Below are 23432 nucleotides of genomic sequence, written 5' to 3'. Positions count from 1 at the left end.
TAGAGATTAAATACTAGAAGTTTAGAAATGAAAGGGGGTATCAGACTATAGAGAAATGTCTAATACTTCAAAAGAAAGTTTGTTTCCGTTTGGCAAAGTAATTTCAGCGGTTTCGCCTTTAACTTTACCTAGTAATCCTTTAGCAATAGGAGTATTTACAGAGATCTTTCCTGATTTAAGGTCGCTTTCGTTATCTGGTACCAATGTAAATACCTGCTCCTGCTTCGTTGCATTATTCTTAAGCTTCACTGTAGTTAAGATAGAAACTTTTGAAGTATCTAATTGGCTTTCGTCTATAATTTTAGAAGTTGAGATAACATCTTTCAGCTTAGAAATTCTCATTTCAAGCATCCCTTGAGCCTCTTTAGCCGCATCATATTCTGCATTTTCAGACAAATCTCCTTTGTCTCTAGCTTCTGCGATCTGCTGAGTAATTTTTGGTCTTTCCACAGTTTCCAACTGTTCCAGCTCAGCTTTCATTTTCTCAAGGCCCTCCTTTGTTACATAGCTTGCCATAATTTTCAAAATTTAGTTTTAGTATAAAAAAATAATCCGACATTTGCCGGACAATGTTTTACGTGTTATAATCGTTTAATTTTTACAAATATATAAAAATTTAAATTGAAATGAAAAAAACTTTTTCGATACTATCTATTTTCATTTTATTGGTTTTCAGTACATTATCCATAAACTCATGTGGAAGAAGAGAAGATACTGTGAACTGCTTTCCTAATGTTCCTATTAATGTTACTCTACTACCAAATAATTACAATGACCTTACAATTAAACAATGGACTTACGTAGATATACAAGGAGCGGGGACGCGTGGCCTCATTGTAGTAAAGGCTGGGATTAATACCTATAAAGCTTATGATCGCAACGCACCACATATCTGTCCAGATTTAAATACAACCTTAAAAGTCGATTATCCTCTAGTTACTTGTCCAAAGGACAATGCAAAATGGAATATACTAACTGGGGAACCTGTAGCAGTCTCTCCTCTACCACTCAAAACTTATTTTTGCCAAGTAGATCCTGCTACAAATTCAATTACAGTTTATAATTATTAATTATTATGAAGATCGTTATACAAAGAGTCTCTGAAGCCCATGTAAAAGTAGACGGAAAAATAGTAGGAGAAATAGGAAAAGGTTTAATGCTGCTGGTAGGCATTGATGAGAATGATGAGAAAACAGATGCAGATTGGCTGGTACAAAAAATACTCAATCTAAGAATCTTTGGTGATGAAGATGATAAACTCAATCTTTCGGTAAAGGATATCTCCGGAGAGATCTTGTGCATCAGCCAGTTTACCCTGATTGCTGATTATAAAAAAGGTAACCGTCCTTCTTTCATCAAAGCAGCTAAACCGGATAAAGCTATTCCTCTATTTGATTATTTTAAAGAAGAAATCGCAAAATCAGGATTGAAAACTGAAAGTGGTATTTTCGGAGCTGATATGAAAGTTTCATTAATCAATGACGGGCCCGTAACCATCGTTATGGACTCTATTACAAAAAGCTAATAATTAACATCAGATTTTATAGGATTAGGATTGGGAATCTACCTGATCGTAAGCAGTACTAATACCTAAGAGAAAATGAAAACAAAAATTATCCCCAAAACAATATTTTTTTCCTCAAGCCGTCCGTTAAAATTTTTATTCTTATTCTTCTTTAGTACAGGATTTTATCTTGGCCAAAGCCGCGATGAACTTTTAAAAACCAAACTGGACTCTGCTTTTTCAAATATTTTTAATGCAAACGAGCCTGGAGGCAGTATATTGATACAGCAGGGAGGTAAAACGCTATATGAAAACTCATTTGGTCTTGCAGACCTTAAAACAAAGGAAAAGTTTACAACCAAAACGGTTTCAAACCTAGGCTCTATTTCCAAGACCTTTGTTTCTTACGGTATTTTAATACTCCAAAAAAGAAATAAACTTTCCGTCAATGACAATCTTTTAAAATTTTTTCCGGATTTTAAAGTTAAAAAAATAGCAAATGCCGTTAAGCTCCATCATCTTCTTACACATACTTCAGGTCTTCCAGATCTTAGACATGTTGAAAAAGATAGTATTTATTATCTTACGGCAAAAGATGAAGAAAATTTCAGTCCTTTAAAACAGACTGATTCCTTAGAGTTTGAACCAGGAAGTAAATTTAATTATTCCAATCCTGCTTATAACGGATTAGCATTGGTTATTGAAAAAGCAGGCTATATGAAATGGCAGCATTTTATTGCAGAAAATATATTCAAGCCTTCCGGAATGAGTAGCAGCACAATAACGGATGGCAATTTCCCTGATAAAAATGTAGCTCATGGCTATATCCTTAGGGATAAAGTATATCAGGAATATGATTATGGTGAGTATCCGACATTTGCAGCTGCTGGTAACGGAGGAGTATGGAGCTCTGTTGAGGATTTAAAAAAATACATTTCAGCAATTCAGGAGTGTAAATTTACAAGCTGTGCCATTATTAAAGAATCTGAAACAGTCTATAATCCTATAAACTGGAGTAGTGAGAAAGCAGCTGATCATACCGGGACATGGTTTGTTCACAATGGTTTTTATTCAGGTATAAAAACAGAGGAACATGTCAAAGTAATAGAACATGCAGGAGATCAAGGCGGTTTTAAATCTCATTTACTAATGATTCCTGAGAAAAACATATCCATTATCTGGCTTACCAATAATAATCAATTCATTACCGGGCACATTAGAAGAATACTGCTTCAATTGAAATATATTGATTAAAATTACAAACGTCTTTCACCTCAGCTGAAAGACGTTTTTTCAATATCTTTTTTAGAACAATTATTTCGCAGGAACGCTGCTGAAATTAAGAGCTACTTTAATATTCATGTCTGAAGAAGTCTGGTTCTTCAACTCATACTGGATGAATTGGTAGAGATGTTAGAGCGGGATGCGATCAGCCTCTCTCCTGTTCCGCTGAATGAAACATCTATTTTAATGGTTTTAAACGTCCTTCAATTGATATCCAAAGTGATGAACAAAAAGAACCTATTCAGGCTATCTAAAAGCAAAAAATCCTTTTCAGCAAACTGAGAGGGATTTTTTATAAAAATAGTTACAAATCCTTTATATAAAGACAAAAGAGTTTGATTAAAAAATAAATTCACAAAAACGTGATTTGTTTTCATTTTATTATTATTTTTGATATTATACAAAACAATTCACAACCATTTAATAAAAATAATATGAAAACAAGAATTAAACTCCTTTCTGTATTTGTGTTTTGCAGCTTTATTTCCTTTGGACAAAAACTTTCAGCTCGCAGCAGTAATCAAAATGATCAAATCTATGTATGTTTTTCAAAGGGCATCGCTTCAGACAAGAATGCATTTGAGAAAAATTCTGAACTGGAAAGGTTTGCCAGAGAGAATGGAATTTCCTTTACTTATGATCTGGGTTTCAGTGATAAAAAAATCAATGAAATGATGGAAAACAGTAAAATGAATGGAAACTCCGGAGAATCTGTTCAAAAGCTGAAAAGAATATTTAAAGCTGATGTTCCTGTTCAGAATAGTGATACTTTTCAGAGACTTATTCAAACTCTTGAAAAATTTCCTGAAATAGAATATGTTTCTGTGATGAGCAGCTCACCGGTTGAACCACCATTAGTGAATATGTTTGTAGCAACTCCGGATCTGGAAAATGTGCAGACTTACCTGAATGACAATCCGGGAATTAATGCAAAATACGCATGGTCAAGAGGAATCACCGGGCAGAACATCCGTATTCGAGATGTAGAATATGGATTCTATAAAACTCATGAAATGCTGACCAATCAGAATTCCATCCAACTAGAGCCCGGATATTCTCCTAACTCGGGTTTATCGGGGAATAATTATAGGGATCATGGTACTGCTGTGGTCAGTATTTTAGGATCAATAAAAGATAATATTGGGCTTACAGGTGCGGTTTACAATGCATCAGAAATAAAAGGATATATGGAATGGACTACTGTGGGATATAACAGGGCTTCAGCAGTCAGCAGATCCATCAATGCCTCTCAGGCCGGAGATATCATCTTGTATGAAATGCAAACCGGAGGCAAAAACGGTGAATATTGTCCTGCCGAATATGATAGTGTGATCTGGGATCTTACAAAAGCGGCTACAGATTCGAGAATTATCATCATTGCTGCTGCAGGTAACGGGAATCAAGATCTTGATGAGCCTTTTTATGCGGCATACAGAGCCAGAGGAAACAGCGGTGCCATCATTGTAGGTGCAGGAACTCCTAACACTACCCACTCAAAACAAAGTTTCAGTACTTATGGAAGCAGAGTGGATGTACAGGGTTGGGGAAGCAGTGTTCTGGCTGCAGGATATGGATCGTATGCAAAATATGATAATGATAATAACAGGACTTACAATTATTTCAGTGGAACAAGCTCTGCAACTCCTACTGTAGCTTCTGCGGCAGTACTTATACAATCTTTTTACCGTCAGACTACGGGACAATATTTAAGCCCAACTGCCATGAAAAATCTATTGGTTTCTACAGGAATTCCACAAGGAGGGACTGATGTTAATAAGAAAATAGGCCCGCTTCCGAATGTGAGAAATGCTATTTTACAATTGGAAAGTAAATCTGCTGTTTCTGCAAAAGCGCTCCCTGCACTTGAAGTAAAAATATATCCTAATCCTTCCAGCAATTATATAGCGGTTCAGAGTGCGGAAGATAAAAAATTAGATGTTGAAATCATTAATATGCAAGGAAGATCCGTGATAAAAAGTACAGTTTCTTCGGGAGAGAAAATTACCATTTCTCATCTTCCTACCGGGCAATATATCATGAATATCAATGAAGGTTCAAGACGAGTGGTAGAGAAGTTTACCAAATTATAATTAAGAGAGAAAAACCGAAACTCTTTTTTTTCAAAACAAAAAACTCCTTTCAGTATTTTGAAAGGAGTTTTTTTAGTCATAGACTATTTGTACAAAATTATTTTGCAGGAACACTGCTGAAATTAAGGGCAACTTTAATGTTCATGTCTGAAGAAGTTTGGTTCTTCAATTCATAAACAGTTCTTACAGTAAGCCCTGAGCTTTTTACAATACTATCCAGAAATCCTGTATCATTCAGATCCAGGCTCATGCTGGATGAATTGGTTGAAATATTAGAACGGGAAGCAATTAGCCTTTCCCCTGTTCCACTGGATGAAACATATATTTTAATAGTTTTAAATGCACTTAGGTTTCCTCCGGAAGGAGATACTACGGAAATTTTTGCATCTGAAATTCTTACATCTTTGATCTGAGCATTATTATTTCCTCCAAACCATGTTTGTACATTGGTTGCCGTTGCTGTTGAAGAAACTTCTTTATCAGTAGGTACACCTGTAGAAACTAAAACATTCGTTGTATATGGGAACGTATTCTGAACAAGCGACTGTACGGTTCCGCAACTTACAAGTACAGCTGAGGCGGCCATTGCTGTTAGAACTATATTTTTCATAATTTTTAAATTTAAACTTCTGATGTTAATTTGCAGAAACTGTACCAAATTGAATGAGACTACTCAATACTCACTGTAAAATGTCCTTTGGTATTACCGGAAGCCATATTACTTTTCCCAATAATCAGCCATATTTCTCCTTTTTTAGGAACTTCATAAGTGAGTTCTCTTCCGAATGGGCCATCATAATCACCATTAGGAAGTTTTATTTGATTGAATCTGATATTAAAATCTTTTTCTTTCGTTGAAATTTTAGCATTAATTTTAGATTGTTCAAAATTGGTCAATTTTAAAATCAGCTCTTGACCATCTTTTTTGAATTCTTCACCTATTGTAACAGGAAGTTGGGCAGCATCTACGGTTCTTACAATCCGACCTTCTTTCTCACTTCTCATTACCCCTTTTTGTAAAACTTCCTTGGTAACAGGAGCATTGTTAATGATTGAGTCTTTTTTTCTCAATGCTACAGAATCCGCTTTATAAACAGAGTCCGGCGTTTCTGTTACAATTGTTGAATCCTTTTGAGACATATCTGTCACGGCAGGATCTTTTTTACATGAAATAATAATCAGTGGAATTAACAATAAGCTTTTTTTCATAATAATTAATTTTTGAGGAAGTGAGAAGGATGGAAGCTGGGAGATGGAAGTTCTTATCGTTTTCCATACTTTTCAAAATTATATTTTATTGAATATTGTCAATAATTACCTATTTTCAATGTGCCCCCTATTCCATTTTCAACACAATCCTGGTTAATCAGGTCTTTTCAAATGCTAAAATTGTTCCAACTTTTTTAATTACCTTTTTTTTCAGATTGAAATTCTTTTTATTGTTTTTTTATTATGCTTCTTTAATACTGAATGGTTTGATAATAGATGATCTTTGAAAGGAAAGATTTTGACTTTTCTATCTTCACTTTATTCAGGATATCTTTTTTCAATTTTTGGTTATTCTTTTCATCTGCGTATCTCATCAGACTCTTTTCACTGAAATTAACTGACCCAAAATGGTAATTAACAGCAAAATCGTTACGTTTCATATTCTGTGAAGTAATAAAACCGCCCCAGTTGATATAGCTGCAAATCAAAATGGTTCCATAAAGATACCACGCCATGGTATTGAAGAGGAAGGCATTTCTTTTTTGTCTTTGGATTTTAATAAAAGTTAAAGAAAGTCCCACCAGAGATAAAAGAAGGAAAGCAAAAACACCCAGTCTTTTATACGTAAAGGCATAGTTGACAATATATTCATAGTTTTTGGCTGCTGCAGAGAGGATAAGTACGGCATTTAAAGCAATCCAGACTTTAGCTAAGATTTTCAACAGTTTTGCTTTAGGATCAAAATTGAATCCTGATTTAAAGTAAAACATAATAACCAGAATGGCCATCACAATAGACATGATCACGGCATTCACACGCTCATGGGTTTCTTCCGATAACTGAACCGGTGTTTTTGAAACTTCATAAAACTGTTCATAATTATAGGTAATAATAAAAAATACCAACAAAATATTCAGACAAAAGAAGGATATTACGCCACTCGTTCTTTCTGCGTCCAGATCAAGAAACGAATAGGTTGATTTAGGCTCCTGAGCACTTCTCTGAAAATCATTATCCAAATAATGATGGTTCTTGTAAATCAGTTTTTCAACAGCAAAATTCCAGAAGTTAAAAGCAATAAAAAATCCTAATACGGAAAGACAGAAGACCTGCCAAAGATTGAGATCCAGTTCATAATCTGTAAACAGTGCTGCAAAATGATCACTTCCTGCGGCATAAATTCCAAAGAAAACAGAGATAAGAATAAACGGGATAAGCACAAAAGCCATGATCTTCTGCCACATTCCGGGAACGTTTCTCTGGGGCAGCCATTTATCGAGCATAAAAACTCTGCAAATTGAAGTACAGCTGTTCGTTATAAAAACAGGAATAAGAAAAAGAATCTTCATTTTCCTGTTCCTCGATTTATAAGCTAATAAAAGAAGTGAACTTGCCACCGCCAGAAATGATGGAAAGTCGCCATACCATGCAAATGCAATCCCTGACAGTATACTTGTAACTGTAAGAATATAAAAAGTTCTGGTTTTGTTTTTCTCTGGTGTTTTAAAGAAATTCAAAATCGCGTATAGGATTCCAAGGATTCCAAAATTCAGCCCCATGTCCTGATCATAGAACAGGACTACGAAAAGGGCTGTTGTGAGAAATATATAGTGATGTGTTTTCATAATTTAATAATTTTAAAATTAGACTAAGAGATAAAAGACTAAAAGAAAATAGACAGAGAGGTCAATGTTCTTAGGAATTCATTTCAAAACAGGATATAGAAGTATAATAAGGCAATAGGTATGTTCAGCAGTAGCAGTAAAATAGAATTCCCAGCTGCTTTTTCTTCGGAAATATCTGAAAGGAATACAATCAGCAGGTGTAAAAATATAAGAGTATTCACAAGCACGGCAAAGACTACACATATAAACCCTAACAACAATAAGAATTCATTCTGGGTGATAAAAAATAATAAAAACAGAAATGTTCCCAGGCCGGAAGAAATAAGAAAGGTATATTTTCCAGCTGCATTGAATTTTATATTTTCCATAGGATGCGTTTTTAATGTAAGGCAACCGGATCTTTCTGTTGGATAAAGTCTTTCAGGTGTTCAAAATTCTGCCAAAGTAAACCTTCGAAATCCCATTGATGAAAAGCTCTCATCGTCTGTCCTTTCTTGTAAGCTTTACCATATATTTTGATATATTCCGGGAGAATAAAGGTTCCCAATACGATAGCTGCTAAAAGATGAGCATTGAGTTTTCCATTTCCCAGCAAAAGATATTGCATGGCAATTTCATCCTCGAAGTTGGTTCCACAGCCAGTGATCAGATGATGAACATCATGATTTTCCATTTTAGGAATCATCGAAAACCCGTGTTTATGGTAGAATTCTCCAAGTTTTCTTCCCAGTGAATCTTCCTGAAATTCCAGCAGCTGCTTTTCATTGAACTGCCATTGTCTTTTTTTCTTTTTAAAATATTTTCTGTAGAGTTTTTGAGTTTTATCATACACAAAAAGCAGAAACTGAACGCGTATTTTTTTCATAGTATATGTATTTAAAAAATTAGATTCCATCCTATGATGGCATAAAGAATAGCAAAGGGTATATTAATGAGAAGATATCCCGCTGACTGAAAACAGATTTTACGTTTGTGATTATTGATTAATCCGTAGAGCATGAGGCCTGCTAAAACAATGAGGTTGAAAACTGCACCATAACTAACCAGCAAAAGACCTACGTCTGCAAAGTGGAAATCTTTAGTGAATACATATCCAAAAAGGCAGATGTTTCCTATGAGGAAAAACACTCCAAATACAGCTTTTCCTAAGTTTAAAATATTTCTTTCTGACATCATTAGAATAATTTAATTAAATAAACTGATCCCTATTGCCCCATATAGAATTGCAATGGGAATATTGATTGAGAGTATACCAACCGCCTTTAAGCAGGCTAAAAATTTCGAACGATATACTAAACCGTAAATCAAAAAAGAAAATACACACAACAGATTTGCCGGCACTCCGAAATAAATCAGCATATAGCCTGCTCCAGCAAATCCATTTTCCTTGGTTATTATCGCTCCTAAAAGAAAGATTGTTCCCAGTATAAAAAATACTCCGAATATAGATTTTCCGAGATTGATGATTTCTTTGTTTTCCATTTAATTAATTATTTAAGCTTGAGTTAATGTAAAAACAGTGATTTCGGGGCGAACCATAAATCTTACTTGGAAAGAATGTCCGAGGGCACGATTGATATACAACATTCTTCCATCTTTCAGATCAATTTCTCCAGATATATATTTTTTATTTTTTACCGGAAGTATGGGAGTAATGATGCCCGGAATTCTGCATTGCCCCCCATGGGTATGTCCACTCAAAATCCAACCTTGATAACCATTCCATATGTTCTTATCACAAGCATCTGGATTATGACAAAGCACAATATTGGCTTTTGAAGAATTATACTGCTTCATCACTTCTGAAGGTTGAAAATAAGGTGACCATAAGTCTTCGAATCCTATAAAATGTAAACCATGACTTTCCTGCTGGGCATTCCTTAGCATTGTGATCCCTACATTGCTAAGGGTATCACATACTTTTTCTGAGCATTCTGCATCCTCCCAATTTTCTCCGTAATCATGATTCCCTAAGATTCCAAAGGTTGCTAAAGTACCCAGAACACAATTTTCCATTACTTTTTTTAGGTCTTCTTGTTCCTGAGATGTTCCATGATTTACAAAATCTCCTGTATACACTACAAAATCAGGTTTGTATTGTTTAGCTTTTTGAAAAGAATCAATTAAAAACTGCCAATCGAAGCGAGTTCCTACATGCAAATCTGAAATCTGCATCAATATTTTTCCTTCCAATGCTTTAGGTAAGTTTTTCACAGGAAGTTTTCTTTGAACAAATTCCACCCAAAATGGTTCTACCTGCCATGAATACAATACTGGAAAAGCTCCCAGCACTGAAATCTGTAAAATCTTTTTTAAAAATGTCTTTCTATTCATTGTATTTATTTTAAACAAAGAACTTTGAATTACAAAGTTTAAATTCAAAAAAATATAGGACTATCGTCCTAACAGTTTTTCCAGGGCATCCAAATGATCTGTAAAAGCCTGTCTCCCACTTTGGGTAACACGATAAGAGGTTTTAGGTTTCTTCCCTACAAATTCTTTTTTCACTTCGATATACCCTACTTTTTCAAGAGCATTACTATGGCTGGCAAGATTTCCGTCTGTAATCTCCAACAAAGCTTTCATTTCAGAGAAATCAACCCAGTCGTTTACCATAAGAACGGACATAATGCCCAATCTTACACGGCTTTCGAATTCTTTATTGAGTTGACTTATTTTGATCATTTTTCTTTATCTTATTTATTCTGATACAGCCAAATTCTGACTGTTTTTTATTCTTCTTAATCCTTCCTGATCTCAGAATCCTCCTCTTTAGTGATCTCTATTTAAAAACAGGTGCAAAAATAAGGATTAAATTCTTGTCTCTTCCTGGAAAGCATTATTTGGAATATCTTAGCGACCTTGCTATTAAAAAAGTAATATCATCTTCCATATATAGACAACTCCAATACTGATAATAAAAGATAAAAATCCAATCAACAGGGGCCAATAGCCCATAATAGTATCTTTTCTTTCCGAATAAAATTCAATTGTGTCTATTAGATTGAGTTTTTTACTTCCATTTGAAGCAGACAATTCTTCTTCGGTACCAAAATCTTTCACTTCATCTGTCTTGGCATTATATGAAAAATACCTGTTATCAAATGTTTTTCCTAAAACAAGATTTCCATTTTCTTCCATTTTAGAAATCTCTGAAACTAAAACCATTCCATCTTCCTTTACAATAGAGGCATATTCCGGTATATCAATAAATGACAGGTGTCTACCATTTTCAAGGGGAACATACCAGGCATCTCCCATTCCTATATCTACTTTTTTATTATCTGATACTATTGACATGCCAATAATACCGCAGATGTACAAAGTATAAAGTCCTGCAAAAGGTGTTATAAAAGCTAATAGGATCTTTCTCTTTTTATTCCCACCCTTACTGACAAAATAAGTTACTACAACTCCTATTAAAGCACAGATAAAGCTTGCAATAAATATTGCTATAAGGTGTATGAATATGACAAAGCCTATTCCCATTATTTATATTTCTTATGCATGATAAATCCATAAACTATATGCAAAATACCAAAGCCTATAGACCAAAAGACCAATCCCCACCCCAATAAAAACAGAGAAAATAATCCAAGGGCTACTTCACAATACCCAAGGTATTTTACATCCGGCAAGGTGTATCTCTCAGCACTTATTAATCCTAATCCATAGAATATCAAAGTTGTAGGTGCAACCCATACTACTAAATGATGGTAAATAAGAGCTGCGCAAAAGATTCCCCCCGCTGCTAATGGGATCGCAAAGGTAATTAAAAGTCGCTTGGTGGTAGCATCCCAGATCTTTAGCCCTTTCTTTTTACTTTTATTGGCGGTAAAAATATATCCACTGAAAACCGCTACTGCCAACACTACCAATCCGGTGATAACAAGTTCTTGAACCAAATCAGGAGTAAAGCTAAGCCTACCCGTGTGCATATACCCCACTTTTTTACTTTCCATGGCAAAATAGGCGTATCCTGCACCTAAAAGTGCTACTATACCTGCTACCACTCCTGAGAGCCCGCTTAAAGAAATAAATCTGGAAGACCGTTCCATCATAGAACGGATATGGGATAAATCTTCGTGATAATTTTTCGAATCCATAAAAAGAACTTTGAATTACAAAGTTATAATTTTTTATGAACCTGCAAAATATTTTTATCAAAATTATAGAAATGGATTTGAACTTAGATGATGGGAACTAGAAGTTATAAGAGCAATAATCATGGGTTATTATTCTTATTTTCATATCGAAAAGCTTCATTCATAATACAGTAATAAAAGACCTTTCCCAATTTTCTATCCATAAAAAAACCGCTGAAATAATCAGCGGCAAATATCTTTTGTGTAAAAAAATTATTTTGCTCTCAATCTTTCTTTGATAGCTTCAATATTCTTTTTTGCAGAATCTTCTAGAATAAGACTGGCACTCATATGAATTCTTGCTGGCATCAGTTCGTTGAAGTGATCTGTACCTTCCCATGAAACTTTTTTGATTAATGCCAACGCATCACTGCTTCTTGAAGCTAAAGTCTGTAAGAACTTCTCCAACTTTTCATCCATTTCCTGGATATTATCCGACACCGAATGATATACATTATGCTGTTCTGCCCACTCAGCGGATCTGAAATCGGCATCAATTGCCATTGCTGAAAACTGTGATTTCCCGATTTTTCTTTCTACGTAAGGGCCAATAACGAAAGGGCCGATTCCTAGATTGATCTCCGTAAGTGCCAATGCAGAATCTTTTGTTGCAAAACAGTAGTCTGCACCACATGCAATTCCTACTCCACCTCCTGTTGTTTTTCCCTGAACTCTTACCACTACAATCTTTCCACAATTTCTCATGGCATTCAGTACTTTAGCAAAGCCACCGAAAAATTTTGTAGAAGCCTCAAGCTCTTCAATAGCCAAAAGTTCATCAAAGCTTGCTCCTGCACAGAATGCTTTTTCACCTTCGCTTTTTACTAAAATAGCTTTTACCTCATCTTTAGCTCCTTCTTCTAAAATGGTCTGAGCCAGTTTTTCTAAAATAGCTCCTGGAAGAGCGTTACTTTTTGGGGTTCCGAAGGTAATTTCGGCAATATTATTTTTAATGTCTGATACTACGAATTCGTTCATTTTAATTTTTATTGGATTCTTACAAAAATACTAAATACACTGCTTTTGGAGAAACTTCAGAGAGAGAAATTCGAGGGAAAAGTATTTGATAACTAGGTTTATGAAAAAGGGAGATAGAAGATGAATAACTGAAACTATCATCAGGCTTATAATGAATAAAGATATACTCCTAATTATTGAATTGTACATGCTGCGTTTTTCACTTTATGTACTCAATTTATTTACCTCAGCAAAAATTCATTATCCGTAGAAATACGGAATACTCAATTTGGTATTTTCTACTCTAGTACTGTCCTTTTTTTAGTTGTTCCTTTGGGTAAGAAAATACATCACTTAACGGCGGAATCTGAAAAGCCATAATAGAGTAAGAAAATTAAAGGCTAAAAAAATATATCATGGAAGAGTACATGGGAATCATTAAATTATTTGCAGGAAATTTCGCACCAAGAGGTTGGATGTTTTGTGACGGAAGCATATTACCTATTTCAAGAAATACAGCATTATTTTCTATTTTAGGAACTACTTACGGTGGGGACGGAATTACTACGTTTGCCCTTCCTAACTTAAAAGGAAGAACCGCATTAGGAGCAGGAAATGTAAATGCTAACGAATATTATCCTTTAGGGGTAATGGCTGGAACTACACAAAATACATTACTTACTTCAAACCTACCAAGCATTGGAGGCGGATTTCAACTTAAAATAGCGAAGCAAAACGCCAATACAACAACACCCACGGCTACATCTTCTTTTGCCATCACAGGAATTCCTAACGGGAGAGATTTTCAGGCAGTGCCCAATTTTATAGATGCAGATCCGGATACTACCATCAATACCAAATCTATCTCATTTACGGGCCAAAATCTTCCGGTAAATAATATGCCTCCTTATGTAGGACTTAATTATATTATTTGTGTTGCAGGAATTTATCCTCCACGTGATTAATATCCACAATAACCTAATATTTAAAAATAAAAATCATGAAAAGCACTACCTTTTTAATCATTTGTAGTCTGCTCATTTCAACTTTATCATTTGGACAGACCAGTACAGAGACTTTTGAAACCGAATCTCAAGGAAGCAGCAGTTTTACGGATAATGGAGTTATTTTTAATATCATTTCCCACACCTCTACTTTTGATATAGGAATTTTTCCCAATACAGGATGGGGTGGCACAGCAAATGACAACAGATATATTGACAATACAGGTTTTGTAAGTCTGGCCAATGCCAATGCTTCATTCAGCATAAAAACCACCTCAAACCTTTTCAAGGTAAATAGGTTTTGGGTGTACGTAACGAATGAATTGTCAAATCCAGTGGCTACAGGCACTCTTACCATAACGGGAAAGCTGAGTGGTGTCACAAAATTTTCTACGACCAAATCCAATAATTTTGCAACCAGTTTAGGGACAACTAATGGCTATACCCTCATTGATTTAACCAACCTCAATGGTCAAAACTACAGCAATATAGTTATAGATGAGCTTAGGCTTAGCCTTGGAGGAAATTACTATTATATTGGACTGGATGCTTTCACCTGGGTAAAAGACAGTAACATTGTATTGGGAACTTCAGAAACTAAAAGCACTCAAAAAAACTTGACTCTTTATCCTAATCCAACCAATGGGCCGCTTTCTCTTAAAGCAGAGAACAACTCAGAAGCACAGGTATACAGTGTTGATGGTAAAATGTTGAAAACTGTTCAAGTTCAGAAAGGATTGAATGAAATCAGTATTGCAGAACTGCCTAAAGGAGTTTACTTTATCAAAACAGCTACTGAATCTACTAAAGTTATTAAAAACTAATATTTCAAAGTTCACATCCGAGCTTGTTCCCATAAAGATTCTAATTCATGAATAACAAAATCCCTTGATTTATATTAAGGGATTTGTTTTTTATCTTGTCCATTTATGAAGGTGTTCTATTCTTCCATTTCTTTTTAAGAGTGCTTCAAATCTTAGCTTTAATAAAATTTTGCGCCCGTCAATAGTTCTGGTAAAAACCAATTCAGATTCTCCAATGTTTTTATTCCAGATTGTATTAAAGAATTTTGCACTCTTTTTGTTTTTTGCAAAAATTTCCGGTACTGAAAAGTATTGTTCATTTTTCAGAAAAAAATATTTTCTTTTCTGCTTCAGTAGATATCTTGGATTATCTATCTGAGAAACCAACTCTTGTAATGTCTGGATAAATTGTGTATTTTCATATTGGCTACCTCCTTTCAGATAGCAGAATGCTCCTTCACTGTTATTGGAAGAGCTTACAATTTTGAGATCTTCCAAAGAAGTTCGTATCACTCTTTCATGAATCAGACCTTGCAAAACAACCTCAGCGAGAGTCCCGAGCTGCTTCCCTATATCTTTGTATCTCCAGTATTGTTTTGATGATATATACAATTTTCTTCCATACACAATGGAACCCGCCAAACCAAATAAGGATACAAACAAAGAAAACCTTCTAATAGAATTAATTGCCTGTAAGTTTTTAAATACCCCCATTAAAAGATTCTGCCAGAATAATAATACGGTAGAAACCATTACCTTCATCATATTTCCTGACATTTTCCTGATATAATCCATCTTTACTTCTTTCATAGCTACCATATTGACAGAAGGAACCTGAATCTCCTCTACCAAAATACTTCCTTGCTCTAAAGCTTTTTCCCAACGTACGATAAGATTCTGTCTATCTTTAGCCAAAGTAAAAAATGTCTGATTGATCTCTTGAATCTCTTCTTGATTTTCAATCGTCTTAATATTAAGCCTTTCAAAATTATTTTCAATGGTGGGAGTTTCTTTATTGGAAATACCTACAAAAGTTTTAAACCTCCGTTTCATACTATTCAGATCCTGCCCTCCGGTTTTATCTTTGGAGTCAAAACATACAAGATGCCATATATTTCCAGTTTTATGAGGAGTATCCTTATCTGTTCTTATCACTCTTCCTCTCATCTGATTTGAAAGTACAAAAGAACTTACAAAACTCGCCAGGATTAACGTATTCATCTTTGGTGCATCCCAACCTTCTCCCAGCAATGATTTGGTTCCAATCAAAACATGAATTTCTCCACGTTGAAAGACTTCCGTAATAATGCGTACAATATCATGCTTTATCTGCTCTGTAAGATTAATAATAAGGTAATCCTGATCATAACTCAACGAAGAAAGTCCTATTCCTAATAACCCATTTTTCATACAGAGCTCTTCAAATATACTTCTTGACTTACTGGAATGATGACCAAACCTCCTGTAAGAACTCCAATTTTTTTATGTTGAGAGTTTTCCCGCCTTAACTTTTCAAAGATGGGAACAGCTCCTATTTTATCCAGAGTAATTGTATTCTGAGTTCCACTATTTAAATATTCTTTTTTAATAAAATCAGTAAGAATTACCATTCTGAGGTTTTCTTTAAGTTCTGAAAACTCAAAATCAGCAATATCTTTTATACCCTGAAGTTTTCCAATACTCGAATTAAGAATTTGGTTCAGATTTTTATTATTAAAGAAACACAATGTTTTTTGCTCGAGAAATCCAAGTCTTCTTAATCTATTTCCCAAATCGGTACGGTGGCCTTCATTATCTTTAAAATAACTCTCATCTACTACTAAATAGAAGTCTAGCAGTTCTTCCATCCAAAAGAAATCAAATTCAGGAATATATTTTTGTTGATCCCCAATAATTTCAAAATGGACTTCAGGAATATCTCTTCCCCTGAAATGAAGATATACCAATCCTGAAGTATAGGAAGATATATTTTCATAGATCCAATCTAAGTGCTCGAGTGGATTCTGATACACAGGATACTGTTCAATAACATTAAGAAGTACATCATCTTTTTTAATTTCTTCAAAAAAGGCTAAAGCATGTGTATGATAGTATTCAATTTTCTTCTGCTCTTCCTGTGAAGGTAAAGTAAAGTGCACCAAATCCTGATGTGGGCAAAGATCTCCTTCAATCATCAGTTCGGGAACAGATATTTCTGCATCTATGGGGCCATTCAGCTGGATATATTTTTGCCATTCTGTATAAGAAACATCAAAAGGAGGGGTAGCCGTAAGAGACACAACAGTAGGTTCAATTTTATTTTTCAAATCCATGAGGCTCCGCCACCAGGCATTTTTCAAATGATGTGCTTCATCCAGAATAAGTGTTCCTACTTTCTGTTTCTGGAGTCGTTTTATAATTTCTGAAGCTGGTACTTTTGGTGATTTTTTTACCATTTCGTCGCCTTCTTCAACGGTTTCAGAGAATGAATGAATTCCCTGATAGGTTGTTACTGTAATAATTCCTGGTTTTCTGATATCTGAAGATATCCATTCAGGAACAGCTTCTGTCTTAAGGAAGAGTTCACAGAATCTTTGAATCCATTGATTTTTGATGGCTAATGTAGGGGCAACGATAAGGGTAGGCTTACCAATTCTCAGCATTACTTCCAATCCCAGAACTGTCTTACCAGAACCTGGAGGAGCAGATACATGCAGATGATTATCTACAAGATATTCATCAAGATGATCCAGAAATTTTTTCTGATAAGTTCGCCAGTTATATTTAAAAGTAGTGTTTTTTGGGAAAACATTCATGTTCACAATTTAACAAAAAACAGAGGAACGGGAATTACTGATTTTAATTTTTTAATGCTAAAATATATTTGTCTATATACAATTGTTTCTCCTTTGATTTATATTGCTGAATATACCTTGGATGCTCCAGAACAGTCAGAGTGTCGAATAGCTGGGCTTCTTTATTGAGTTTTGAAATAAATTCAGCATTCTTTTTACCCAGCACAAAAACTTCTGAGGTATCCAGGTTCAGGCTAATGTGCTTTTTTAATGACTCGATCATGAAGTCTTTTACATCCTTAAAAAGCTCCTTGTCATCATAATAATTAGCATTAAGCCATCCATTTTTGGTTTTTCTTACAATTGCCAAAGGAAATGGAGAATTGATATAAATATCTTGATAGAATACATCAGCTCCGCCATAGTCTGCAATCATATCATACATGAATACGGAAGAGACTTCATGAGTATGGGCAGATTCCATTTTTATTCCACATACATTTTCCAGACGTTTGGTATCGGTAAACGGAACACCTGTTACTCCTGCTCCATGCCGGCTAGGATTGATCCCGACAATAAACTTTCTTTTACGAAAATCATTATAATATTTATGATAAAACTTCTGCATGACCTGCATTGTCTCCGGATTATCCAGATATGGATTCAAGACTTCAAAATCATCAGGAAGGTTTCCTGAATAACTCAGATTCTCATTGAACTCAATCACCTGATCTGCAAAAGTTTTATTCATTGAATTTATTTTAGAGTAACAAAATTATCAGGCTGATCCGCATCATCGTCTTCCTCCTCATCTTCCTCATATTCGGACAATTCCAACTCAATATCAATAAAGTGAATATATACTCCACATATTTGATCCTTATCGTCATAAGCAAAGTACACCGGATATACACCGTCTCCTACTCCACTGGCAAAAATTGGGATCTGATATTCTGTATTAGGTACAGTCCAATTGATCCAATCTCCCAGTTCTCTTTGGTTTCTTGGATTTTCTGAATAACTTTTCGCAAATAATTCTGCAAAATAATCATCATAAATATTATCTACCTCTAATTCATCAATAAATTTATCTACATAAGGAACAACCTCAGGATCGGTAATGCAGGCTAAACCAGCATCTACATTGAATCCAAAAAATGCATCATCATTCACACTGTCAATATTTTCAATACCAATGAGTGCCTCTCTGTAAATCACAGGTTTTTCTTTAGTAAATTCTACCTTTACAGCGGCATATCGGTCTCCCCAATCCTCCAATTTTACCACAGCAATGGTTACAGGAAAATTTCCTCTAGGAACCTCAACGAAAAAAGGCTGCTCTTTCTGATTCAGATATACCAAAGGATCTCTTACGATTACTTTTCCTGATGGCAGAGAAACATTCCCTATTTCCATGGTCTCCATCTTTTGATCCATAATTTCATCTGAGGTAAAATACGTTTCAATATCTATAGGAGAAATCAATTTGTCTTTTACCTCTTCCCATTTTTGCATCCAGCTTTCGTTCATTGCTTTTACTTTATGATTGAAGTTTAAAAGTACATAAAAAATAATTCCCGCTAACCTAGACTACCCTCAAATTCATTTTTCAATTCTTAATCTGATTTTCTTTAACTTAGTTTCCAATGAAATATGGAATGTGCAATAGATGAATTGAAAAATTATTTCATCATTTAAAACTTATAACCTATGCTTGGAATTATTACTGAACTATTCATTTCCTGGCTTCTGTTACGCTATATCGTAAGAAGAAACCTTTCTGTTTTAGGACTTGAACCTACCTGGATGAGAACATTCAATTTGGGAATAGGATTCTTGTTGGCTGCTCTTGCATGTATATGTTACCAGTTAATGTCAACTCTTTTTGCCAATAACACCTGGATTTTCAATAAGGATATCAATTTTAATAACATCATCACAGCTATTTGGTGGGTTCTCAAATCTGTCTTGTTTGAAGAATTACTTTTCAGAGGAGCTTTACTTTATATAATAATTGAAAAATGGGGAAATAAAAAGGGCTGTATTCTGTCTGCAATATGCTTTGGAGTATATCATTGGTTCTCTTATGGTGCTTTTGGCAATATTCTACAAATGGCACTTATCTTCTTCATGACCGGTATTTTTGGATTTGTGCTTGCGATTTCCTTTTCAAAAACAAGATCAATGTATCTTCCCATCGGTATTCATTTCGGATGGAATTTACTGGATCAGATTCTCTTTTCCAGGAGTCCATTGGGAGTACAAATCCTTATGAAATCCAATTCCAATACTCTTGAAGGCATCCCTTCATTATTTGTCTTTTTATTCCAAATATTTGCATTACCGCTTATGATCTATGGATATCTTCATTATCTACAACGAAAGCAAATGCCTGATAAAAGCGTTGATCCCATCATAAAAAAATAGCAGCCAAAAAAGAAATATTTTATATCAAAATAATAGTAAATATTAATACTATATGTATCATTAAAAATAAAATCCCTTTCCACATAGAGCTGAAAGGGATTTTAATAGATATTTATTTTGAATTAAATCAATCCAAACTGTTCAAAATGATGAGTAAAATGCTTTTTATGCATCAGTTCCCACATTTCTTTATTCAGTTTTCCGAATACAAAGTTCATGTGTTCTGCCTGCGGATTTTCTTTATAATATACCACAAATCGTTTCATATTATCAATAAATGACTGTTTTGCTGCTTCCAGATTCTTGTGAGTAAGTTCCGGAAGGGAACCATCTTGTGGTAAGAAGGGAGCTGTAAAATCTTTTGGCATTCCTCTATGATTGTATAGAGAATCTTGCCATTTTTCAAGGTGTTCTTCAGGAGTAAAGCATTTATTAGCTTCCGGTTCGCCCAAACTTACCAATACTGCCTGGTCTAAATGCTCAATCATTTGCTGTGGAGACATCTTCCCCCACAAAGCAGGAGTACTTTCCGTTAATCCACCTAATATCTTCTGAATATTTTTCACAGTCAGATCGATGAAAGGAGATTGTTTTGCTACCAAGGTTAAAATAGTTGCTACGCAAACTACCTCATCTCTTTGATTTACTACTTCAACCAACCATTTCACAACTCCGGATGGGATATTTCTTCCTTTTACTCCTCTGTTGATCTTTTCTTTTGCTGTTAAATAAACCGTAATGGTATCTCCAGCGTAAACAGGTTTGAAGAAACTGCATTCTTCTAATCCGTAATTCGCGATAACAGGGCCTTTTTTTCCTGAAACAAATAATCCTGCGGCGGCTGAAAGGATAAAATATCCGTGAGCAACTGTTTTATCAAAAATAGTTCCTGTTAAACTTGTCGCATCCGTATGAGCATAGAAATGATCCCATGATACATTGGAGAAATTGACAATATCTGCTTCAGTAACGGTTCTTCCTGCTGTTTCCAGAGAGTCTCCTACTTCAACTTCTTCGAAATATTTCTGGAAAGGATGCTTGTCTGAGAACTTCTTCTCTGCTCCTTGCTGATAAATTTTAGTAATAGCCTTCAATACATCCGGTGATCCCTGAATCGCTGTTTTCTGCAAGAAGAAATGTAGTCCGCTCAGACCGCCCATTTCTTCACCGCCTCCTGCTCTACCAGGCCCACCATGCATCAAGGTCGGCAGTGGAGAACCATGACCTGTACTTTCTTTAGCATTATCTCTATTCAGTACAAAGATTCTACCGTGTTGAGAAGCCATTTTCCAAGATGTTTCCGCGATAAAGTTTTCATCATGGGAAACAATAGATCCTACCAAACTTCCTTTTCCTCTTTTTGCCAAAGCCGCTGCTTCTTCAGCATCTTTATATGGCATTAATGTAGATACTGGCCCGAAAGCTTCTACATCATGAGAGATATTTTTCTCGAAAGGTTTATCATTCAGGAATAATTTAGGACTCATAAATGCTCCATTTTCATAGCTTGCATCTACTAGTTCATGCTTTCCATCATAAACAAGTTCCGTTTCTGATTTTAAAATATTTACTTTTCTTAAAACTTCTTCGTATTGCTGTCTTCCTACCAAAGATCCCATTCTGGTTTCTCTGCTTAGTGGGTTTCCGATCTTTGTTTGGTCTAAAGCTTTGGCTAAAGCATTCTGAACATCACCAATTAAATGTTCAGGAACAATAATTCTTCTGATGGCCGTACATTTCTGACCTGCTTTTGTGGTCATTTCGTTACGAACTTCTTTGATGAATAAATCAAATTCCGGAGTTCCCGGTTTTGCTTCCAATCCAAGGATAGAACAGTTTAGAGAATCTGCCTCCATATTGAAACGAACAGCATTTCCTGCAATAGATGGAAGTGACTTTAGTTTTCTTCCTGTGGTTGCAGAGCCTGTAAACAATACAGAATCTCCGTCCTGAACATAATCAAGAATATTTCCAGGTTCTCCACATACCAATTGTACAGCTCCTTCAGGTAAAACTCCACTTTCAATCATATCCTGAAATACCACATTCGTAAGATAAGATCCGAAAGGAGACGGCTTCACAATAGATGGCACGCCTGCTAACAACGATGTGGATAACTTTTCCAACATTCCCCAAACCGGGAAATTATAAGCGTTGATTTGTACAGAAACGCCTTCACTAGGTGTTAAAATGTGAGTTCCCAAATGAGTTCCGTTAGCAGAAATCTTCTGAGTATCTCCATCTACCCAAAACGGAGTATTAGGAAGCATTCTTTTAGCCAATCCTGAATAGGTAAAGAAAGTTCCGAAACCTCCTTCAATATCTACCCACGAATCAACATGTGTTGCTCCTGTTTTATATGATAATTCGTAATACTTTTTCTTTCTTTCCAGCAGATAAAGGGCTACTTTTTTCAACATTTCCCCACGATCGTAGAAAGTCATTGAAGAAAGATTCTTATATCCTACCGTTCTACCATAGTCAAGAGCTTGTTCAAAATTAAGACCTTCCGTATCGGAAACAGCAACCTGCTCTCCGGTTACAGCATTGTATAAAGGGATTCCGGTTCCGGTTCCTTCTACCCATTGTCCGTAGATATAGTTTTTTAATTTTTCCATATAATATTTAATTTAACAATGTATCAATCTAACAGTTTTTCAATACATACCTTCTGTATTCGGCATGAAAGTAATTGTTACATTTTTACATTGGTATATTGTTACACTTATAATTTATTTCGGTTCCTGATACGGAAACAACTTTACTAATCCTTCATATAAACTTCTGTGAAGAATCGTGGCGTGGTTATCTGTTTCCATCATTTTATATTCTACAGTCCAGTTTTTCTTTTCTGCTTTTTTCAAAACATCATACAAGCTCTCTGCATCTTTTACCATTACAGGGTGCTCTCCTTTTCCTACAGAAACATAAACGAATTTTTTAGTATCCGAAGATTTTGAAAGTAATTGAGGAGCCTGCTTTAAAAGGCTTTCATCATCCCACCATAAACTAGGGCTAATAATGAAGTAATTATTGAACATTTCAGGTTTTTTCAATAAAATCTCTGTTGCTAAAAGTCCTCCAAGAGATTGACCAAATAAGTACTTCTCTGTTGTTTTGAACTGACTTTCAACATAAGGTTTCAATTCCTTTTCAAAAAAAGTAATAAACTTATCGGAATGTCCTGTTGTAGGATAGTCTTTCTGTAAATCTTTTATATCCGTGTGAAAAGTAAAATCTCTTTTTCTATCCACATTGGCAATTCCTACCACAATAGTTTCCGGCATAGAATACATCTGATTAAAGAACTGCACCAATCCTGAAACATGAATAAAGTCTTCATTCATACTTCCATCCAAAAGATAGATAATAGGGTATGATTTTGCTTTATCAAAATTTTGAGGAAGATAGATGTTTAATGTTCTTTCCTCATTCAATGTTTTGGACTTAATAGTCCTCACTTCTCCTATTGTAAGCGGCTTAGCAGTAACAGTCTGCGCTGAAATTGTATAGTTTACCGCCAACATCATACTGCATACAAGAGCAATTTTCTTAATCATATTTAATTTTTTTTGAAACCTAACAGGTTTTAGAAACCTGTTAGGTTTAG

Annotated in this window: 26 protein-coding genes; 7 read left to right on the top strand and 19 right to left on the bottom strand. The window is 35.0% G+C overall.

All coding sequences use genetic code 11. The features are described from left to right. Window positions 1–45: 45 nt before the first annotated feature. Entirely contained in the window at window positions 46–516 is a 471-nt protein-coding gene (greA, locus tag GTR01_RS18240; RefSeq protein ID WP_068938932.1) for a transcription elongation factor GreA, read from the bottom strand. A gap of 110 nt (window positions 517–626) precedes the next feature. Here greA and GTR01_RS18235 point away from each other — a divergent pair, with 110 nt between their 5' ends. The 4 genes from GTR01_RS18235 to GTR01_RS18220 all read left to right on the top strand — a co-directional run bounded on the left by GTR01_RS18235 (window position 627) and on the right by GTR01_RS18220 (window position 4878). Next, window positions 627–1070 carry a hypothetical protein gene (locus tag GTR01_RS18235; protein ID WP_160139196.1) on the top strand — a complete coding sequence of 148 codons (444 nt, stop codon included), beginning with the start codon at window positions 627–629 and terminating at the stop codon, window positions 1068–1070. Between the two features lie 5 nt (window positions 1071–1075). Beyond that, window positions 1076–1525, top strand: coding sequence for a D-aminoacyl-tRNA deacylase (gene dtd, locus GTR01_RS18230; protein ID WP_160139195.1), 450 nt, complete (start codon window positions 1076–1078; stop codon window positions 1523–1525). Between the two features lie 75 nt (window positions 1526–1600). Next, a complete protein-coding gene (locus GTR01_RS18225; RefSeq protein WP_160139194.1) occupies window positions 1601–2758 on the top strand; it encodes a serine hydrolase domain-containing protein in 1158 nt (385 codons plus the stop codon). A gap of 464 nt (window positions 2759–3222) precedes the next feature. Next, on the top strand, window positions 3223–4878 hold the full coding sequence (locus GTR01_RS18220; RefSeq protein WP_160139193.1) for a S8 family peptidase: 1656 nt from the start codon (window positions 3223–3225) through the stop codon (window positions 4876–4878). A gap of 97 nt (window positions 4879–4975) precedes the next feature. Here the strand turns inward: GTR01_RS18220 and GTR01_RS18215 are convergent, their stop codons facing one another. The 12 genes from GTR01_RS18215 to GTR01_RS18160 form a co-directional block, all read right to left on the bottom strand. Next, window positions 4976–5488 carry a hypothetical protein gene (locus GTR01_RS18215; protein WP_160139192.1) on the bottom strand — a complete coding sequence of 171 codons (513 nt, stop codon included), beginning with the start codon at window positions 5486–5488 and terminating at the stop codon, window positions 4976–4978. 59 nt (window positions 5489–5547) lie between these two features. Then, complete coding sequence (locus GTR01_RS18210; RefSeq protein WP_160139191.1) at window positions 5548–6087, bottom strand: hypothetical protein; 540 nt, start codon at window positions 6085–6087, stop codon at window positions 5548–5550. A 251-nt stretch (window positions 6088–6338) separates the two neighbouring features. Then, window positions 6339–7712, bottom strand: a complete 1374-nt coding sequence (locus tag GTR01_RS18205; RefSeq protein WP_160139190.1) for a DUF4153 domain-containing protein — start codon at window positions 7710–7712, stop codon at window positions 6339–6341. A gap of 83 nt (window positions 7713–7795) precedes the next feature. Next, window positions 7796–8080 carry a hypothetical protein gene (locus tag GTR01_RS18200; RefSeq protein WP_160139189.1) on the bottom strand — a complete coding sequence of 95 codons (285 nt, stop codon included), beginning with the start codon at window positions 8078–8080 and terminating at the stop codon, window positions 7796–7798. A gap of 11 nt (window positions 8081–8091) precedes the next feature. Next, window positions 8092–8577 carry a Coq4 family protein gene (locus tag GTR01_RS18195; RefSeq protein WP_160139188.1) on the bottom strand — a complete coding sequence of 162 codons (486 nt, stop codon included), beginning with the start codon at window positions 8575–8577 and terminating at the stop codon, window positions 8092–8094. A gap of 11 nt (window positions 8578–8588) precedes the next feature. After that, a complete protein-coding gene (locus GTR01_RS18190; RefSeq protein WP_228452280.1) occupies window positions 8589–8888 on the bottom strand; it encodes a hypothetical protein in 300 nt (99 codons plus the stop codon). A 9-nt stretch (window positions 8889–8897) separates the two neighbouring features. Beyond that, on the bottom strand, window positions 8898–9194 hold the full coding sequence (locus GTR01_RS18185) for a hypothetical protein (RefSeq protein WP_160139187.1): 297 nt from the start codon (window positions 9192–9194) through the stop codon (window positions 8898–8900). A 12-nt stretch (window positions 9195–9206) separates the two neighbouring features. After that, entirely contained in the window at window positions 9207–10046 is an 840-nt protein-coding gene (locus GTR01_RS18180; RefSeq protein WP_160139186.1) for a metallophosphoesterase, read from the bottom strand. A gap of 60 nt (window positions 10047–10106) precedes the next feature. Next, on the bottom strand, window positions 10107–10397 hold the full coding sequence (locus tag GTR01_RS18175; protein WP_106918168.1) for a winged helix-turn-helix domain-containing protein: 291 nt from the start codon (window positions 10395–10397) through the stop codon (window positions 10107–10109). A gap of 183 nt (window positions 10398–10580) precedes the next feature. Then, complete coding sequence (locus tag GTR01_RS18170) at window positions 10581–11201, bottom strand: hypothetical protein (protein WP_160139185.1); 621 nt, start codon at window positions 11199–11201, stop codon at window positions 10581–10583. Further along, window positions 11201–11818 carry a hypothetical protein gene (locus GTR01_RS18165; protein ID WP_160139184.1) on the bottom strand — a complete coding sequence of 206 codons (618 nt, stop codon included), beginning with the start codon at window positions 11816–11818 and terminating at the stop codon, window positions 11201–11203. The genes GTR01_RS18170 and GTR01_RS18165 overlap by 1 nt, the downstream gene beginning before the upstream one ends. Window positions 11819–12070: 252 nt before the next feature. Beyond that, window positions 12071–12835 (bottom strand): enoyl-CoA hydratase/isomerase family protein, encoded by a 765-nt coding sequence (locus GTR01_RS18160; RefSeq protein ID WP_160139183.1) that lies wholly within the window; start codon window positions 12833–12835, stop codon window positions 12071–12073. A gap of 395 nt (window positions 12836–13230) precedes the next feature. On the opposite strand from GTR01_RS18160, the gene GTR01_RS18155 reads away from it, so the two are divergent. Then, window positions 13231–13779, top strand: a complete 549-nt coding sequence (locus GTR01_RS18155; protein ID WP_160139182.1) for a phage tail protein — start codon at window positions 13231–13233, stop codon at window positions 13777–13779. A 35-nt stretch (window positions 13780–13814) separates the two neighbouring features. Then, window positions 13815–14642 carry a T9SS type A sorting domain-containing protein gene (locus GTR01_RS18150; RefSeq protein ID WP_160139181.1) on the top strand — a complete coding sequence of 276 codons (828 nt, stop codon included), beginning with the start codon at window positions 13815–13817 and terminating at the stop codon, window positions 14640–14642. Between the two features lie 90 nt (window positions 14643–14732). Here the strand turns inward: GTR01_RS18150 and GTR01_RS18145 are convergent, their stop codons facing one another. Genes GTR01_RS18145 through GTR01_RS18130 form a run of 4 tightly spaced genes read right to left on the bottom strand, consistent with a single transcriptional unit; the run spans window position 14733 to window position 18925 of the window. Continuing rightward, a complete protein-coding gene (locus tag GTR01_RS18145) occupies window positions 14733–16031 on the bottom strand; it encodes a helicase-related protein (RefSeq protein ID WP_160139180.1) in 1299 nt (432 codons plus the stop codon). Next, entirely contained in the window at window positions 16028–17416 is a 1389-nt protein-coding gene (locus tag GTR01_RS18140) for a DEAD/DEAH box helicase (protein WP_160139179.1), read from the bottom strand. Before GTR01_RS18140 ends, GTR01_RS18145 begins: the two co-directional genes overlap by 4 nt. 43 nt (window positions 17417–17459) lie before the next feature. Next, window positions 17460–18146, bottom strand: a complete 687-nt coding sequence (locus GTR01_RS18135) for an SMUG2 DNA glycosylase family protein (protein WP_160139178.1) — start codon at window positions 18144–18146, stop codon at window positions 17460–17462. Window positions 18147–18151: 5 nt separating this feature from the next. Beyond that, the gene (locus GTR01_RS18130; protein ID WP_160139177.1) at window positions 18152–18925 is read right to left on the bottom strand and encodes a DUF4241 domain-containing protein; all 774 of its coding nucleotides are present in this window, start codon (window positions 18923–18925) and stop codon (window positions 18152–18154) included. A 180-nt stretch (window positions 18926–19105) separates the two neighbouring features. Here GTR01_RS18130 and GTR01_RS18125 point away from each other — a divergent pair, with 180 nt between their 5' ends. Beyond that, the gene (locus GTR01_RS18125) at window positions 19106–19822 is read left to right on the top strand and encodes a CPBP family intramembrane glutamic endopeptidase (protein WP_160139176.1); all 717 of its coding nucleotides are present in this window, start codon (window positions 19106–19108) and stop codon (window positions 19820–19822) included. Window positions 19823–19944: 122 nt separating this feature from the next. Here GTR01_RS18125 and paaZ read toward each other — a convergent pair whose 3' ends face one another. Beyond that, on the bottom strand, window positions 19945–22440 hold the full coding sequence (gene paaZ, locus GTR01_RS18120; protein ID WP_160139175.1) for a phenylacetic acid degradation bifunctional protein PaaZ: 2496 nt from the start codon (window positions 22438–22440) through the stop codon (window positions 19945–19947). 114 nt (window positions 22441–22554) lie between these two features. Continuing rightward, window positions 22555–23382: an alpha/beta hydrolase gene (locus GTR01_RS18115; protein ID WP_160139174.1), complete on the bottom strand. Its 828-nt coding sequence runs from the start codon at window positions 23380–23382 to the stop codon at window positions 22555–22557. Window positions 23383–23432: the final 50 nt, after the last annotated feature.

It is taken from the genome of Chryseobacterium sp. c4a (assembly GCF_009900745.1).
Lineage (GTDB): Bacteria > Bacteroidota > Bacteroidia > Flavobacteriales > Weeksellaceae > Chryseobacterium.
Note: the sequence above shows the minus strand (reverse complement) of the source record. Positions and strands in the feature narration are given on the sequence as shown.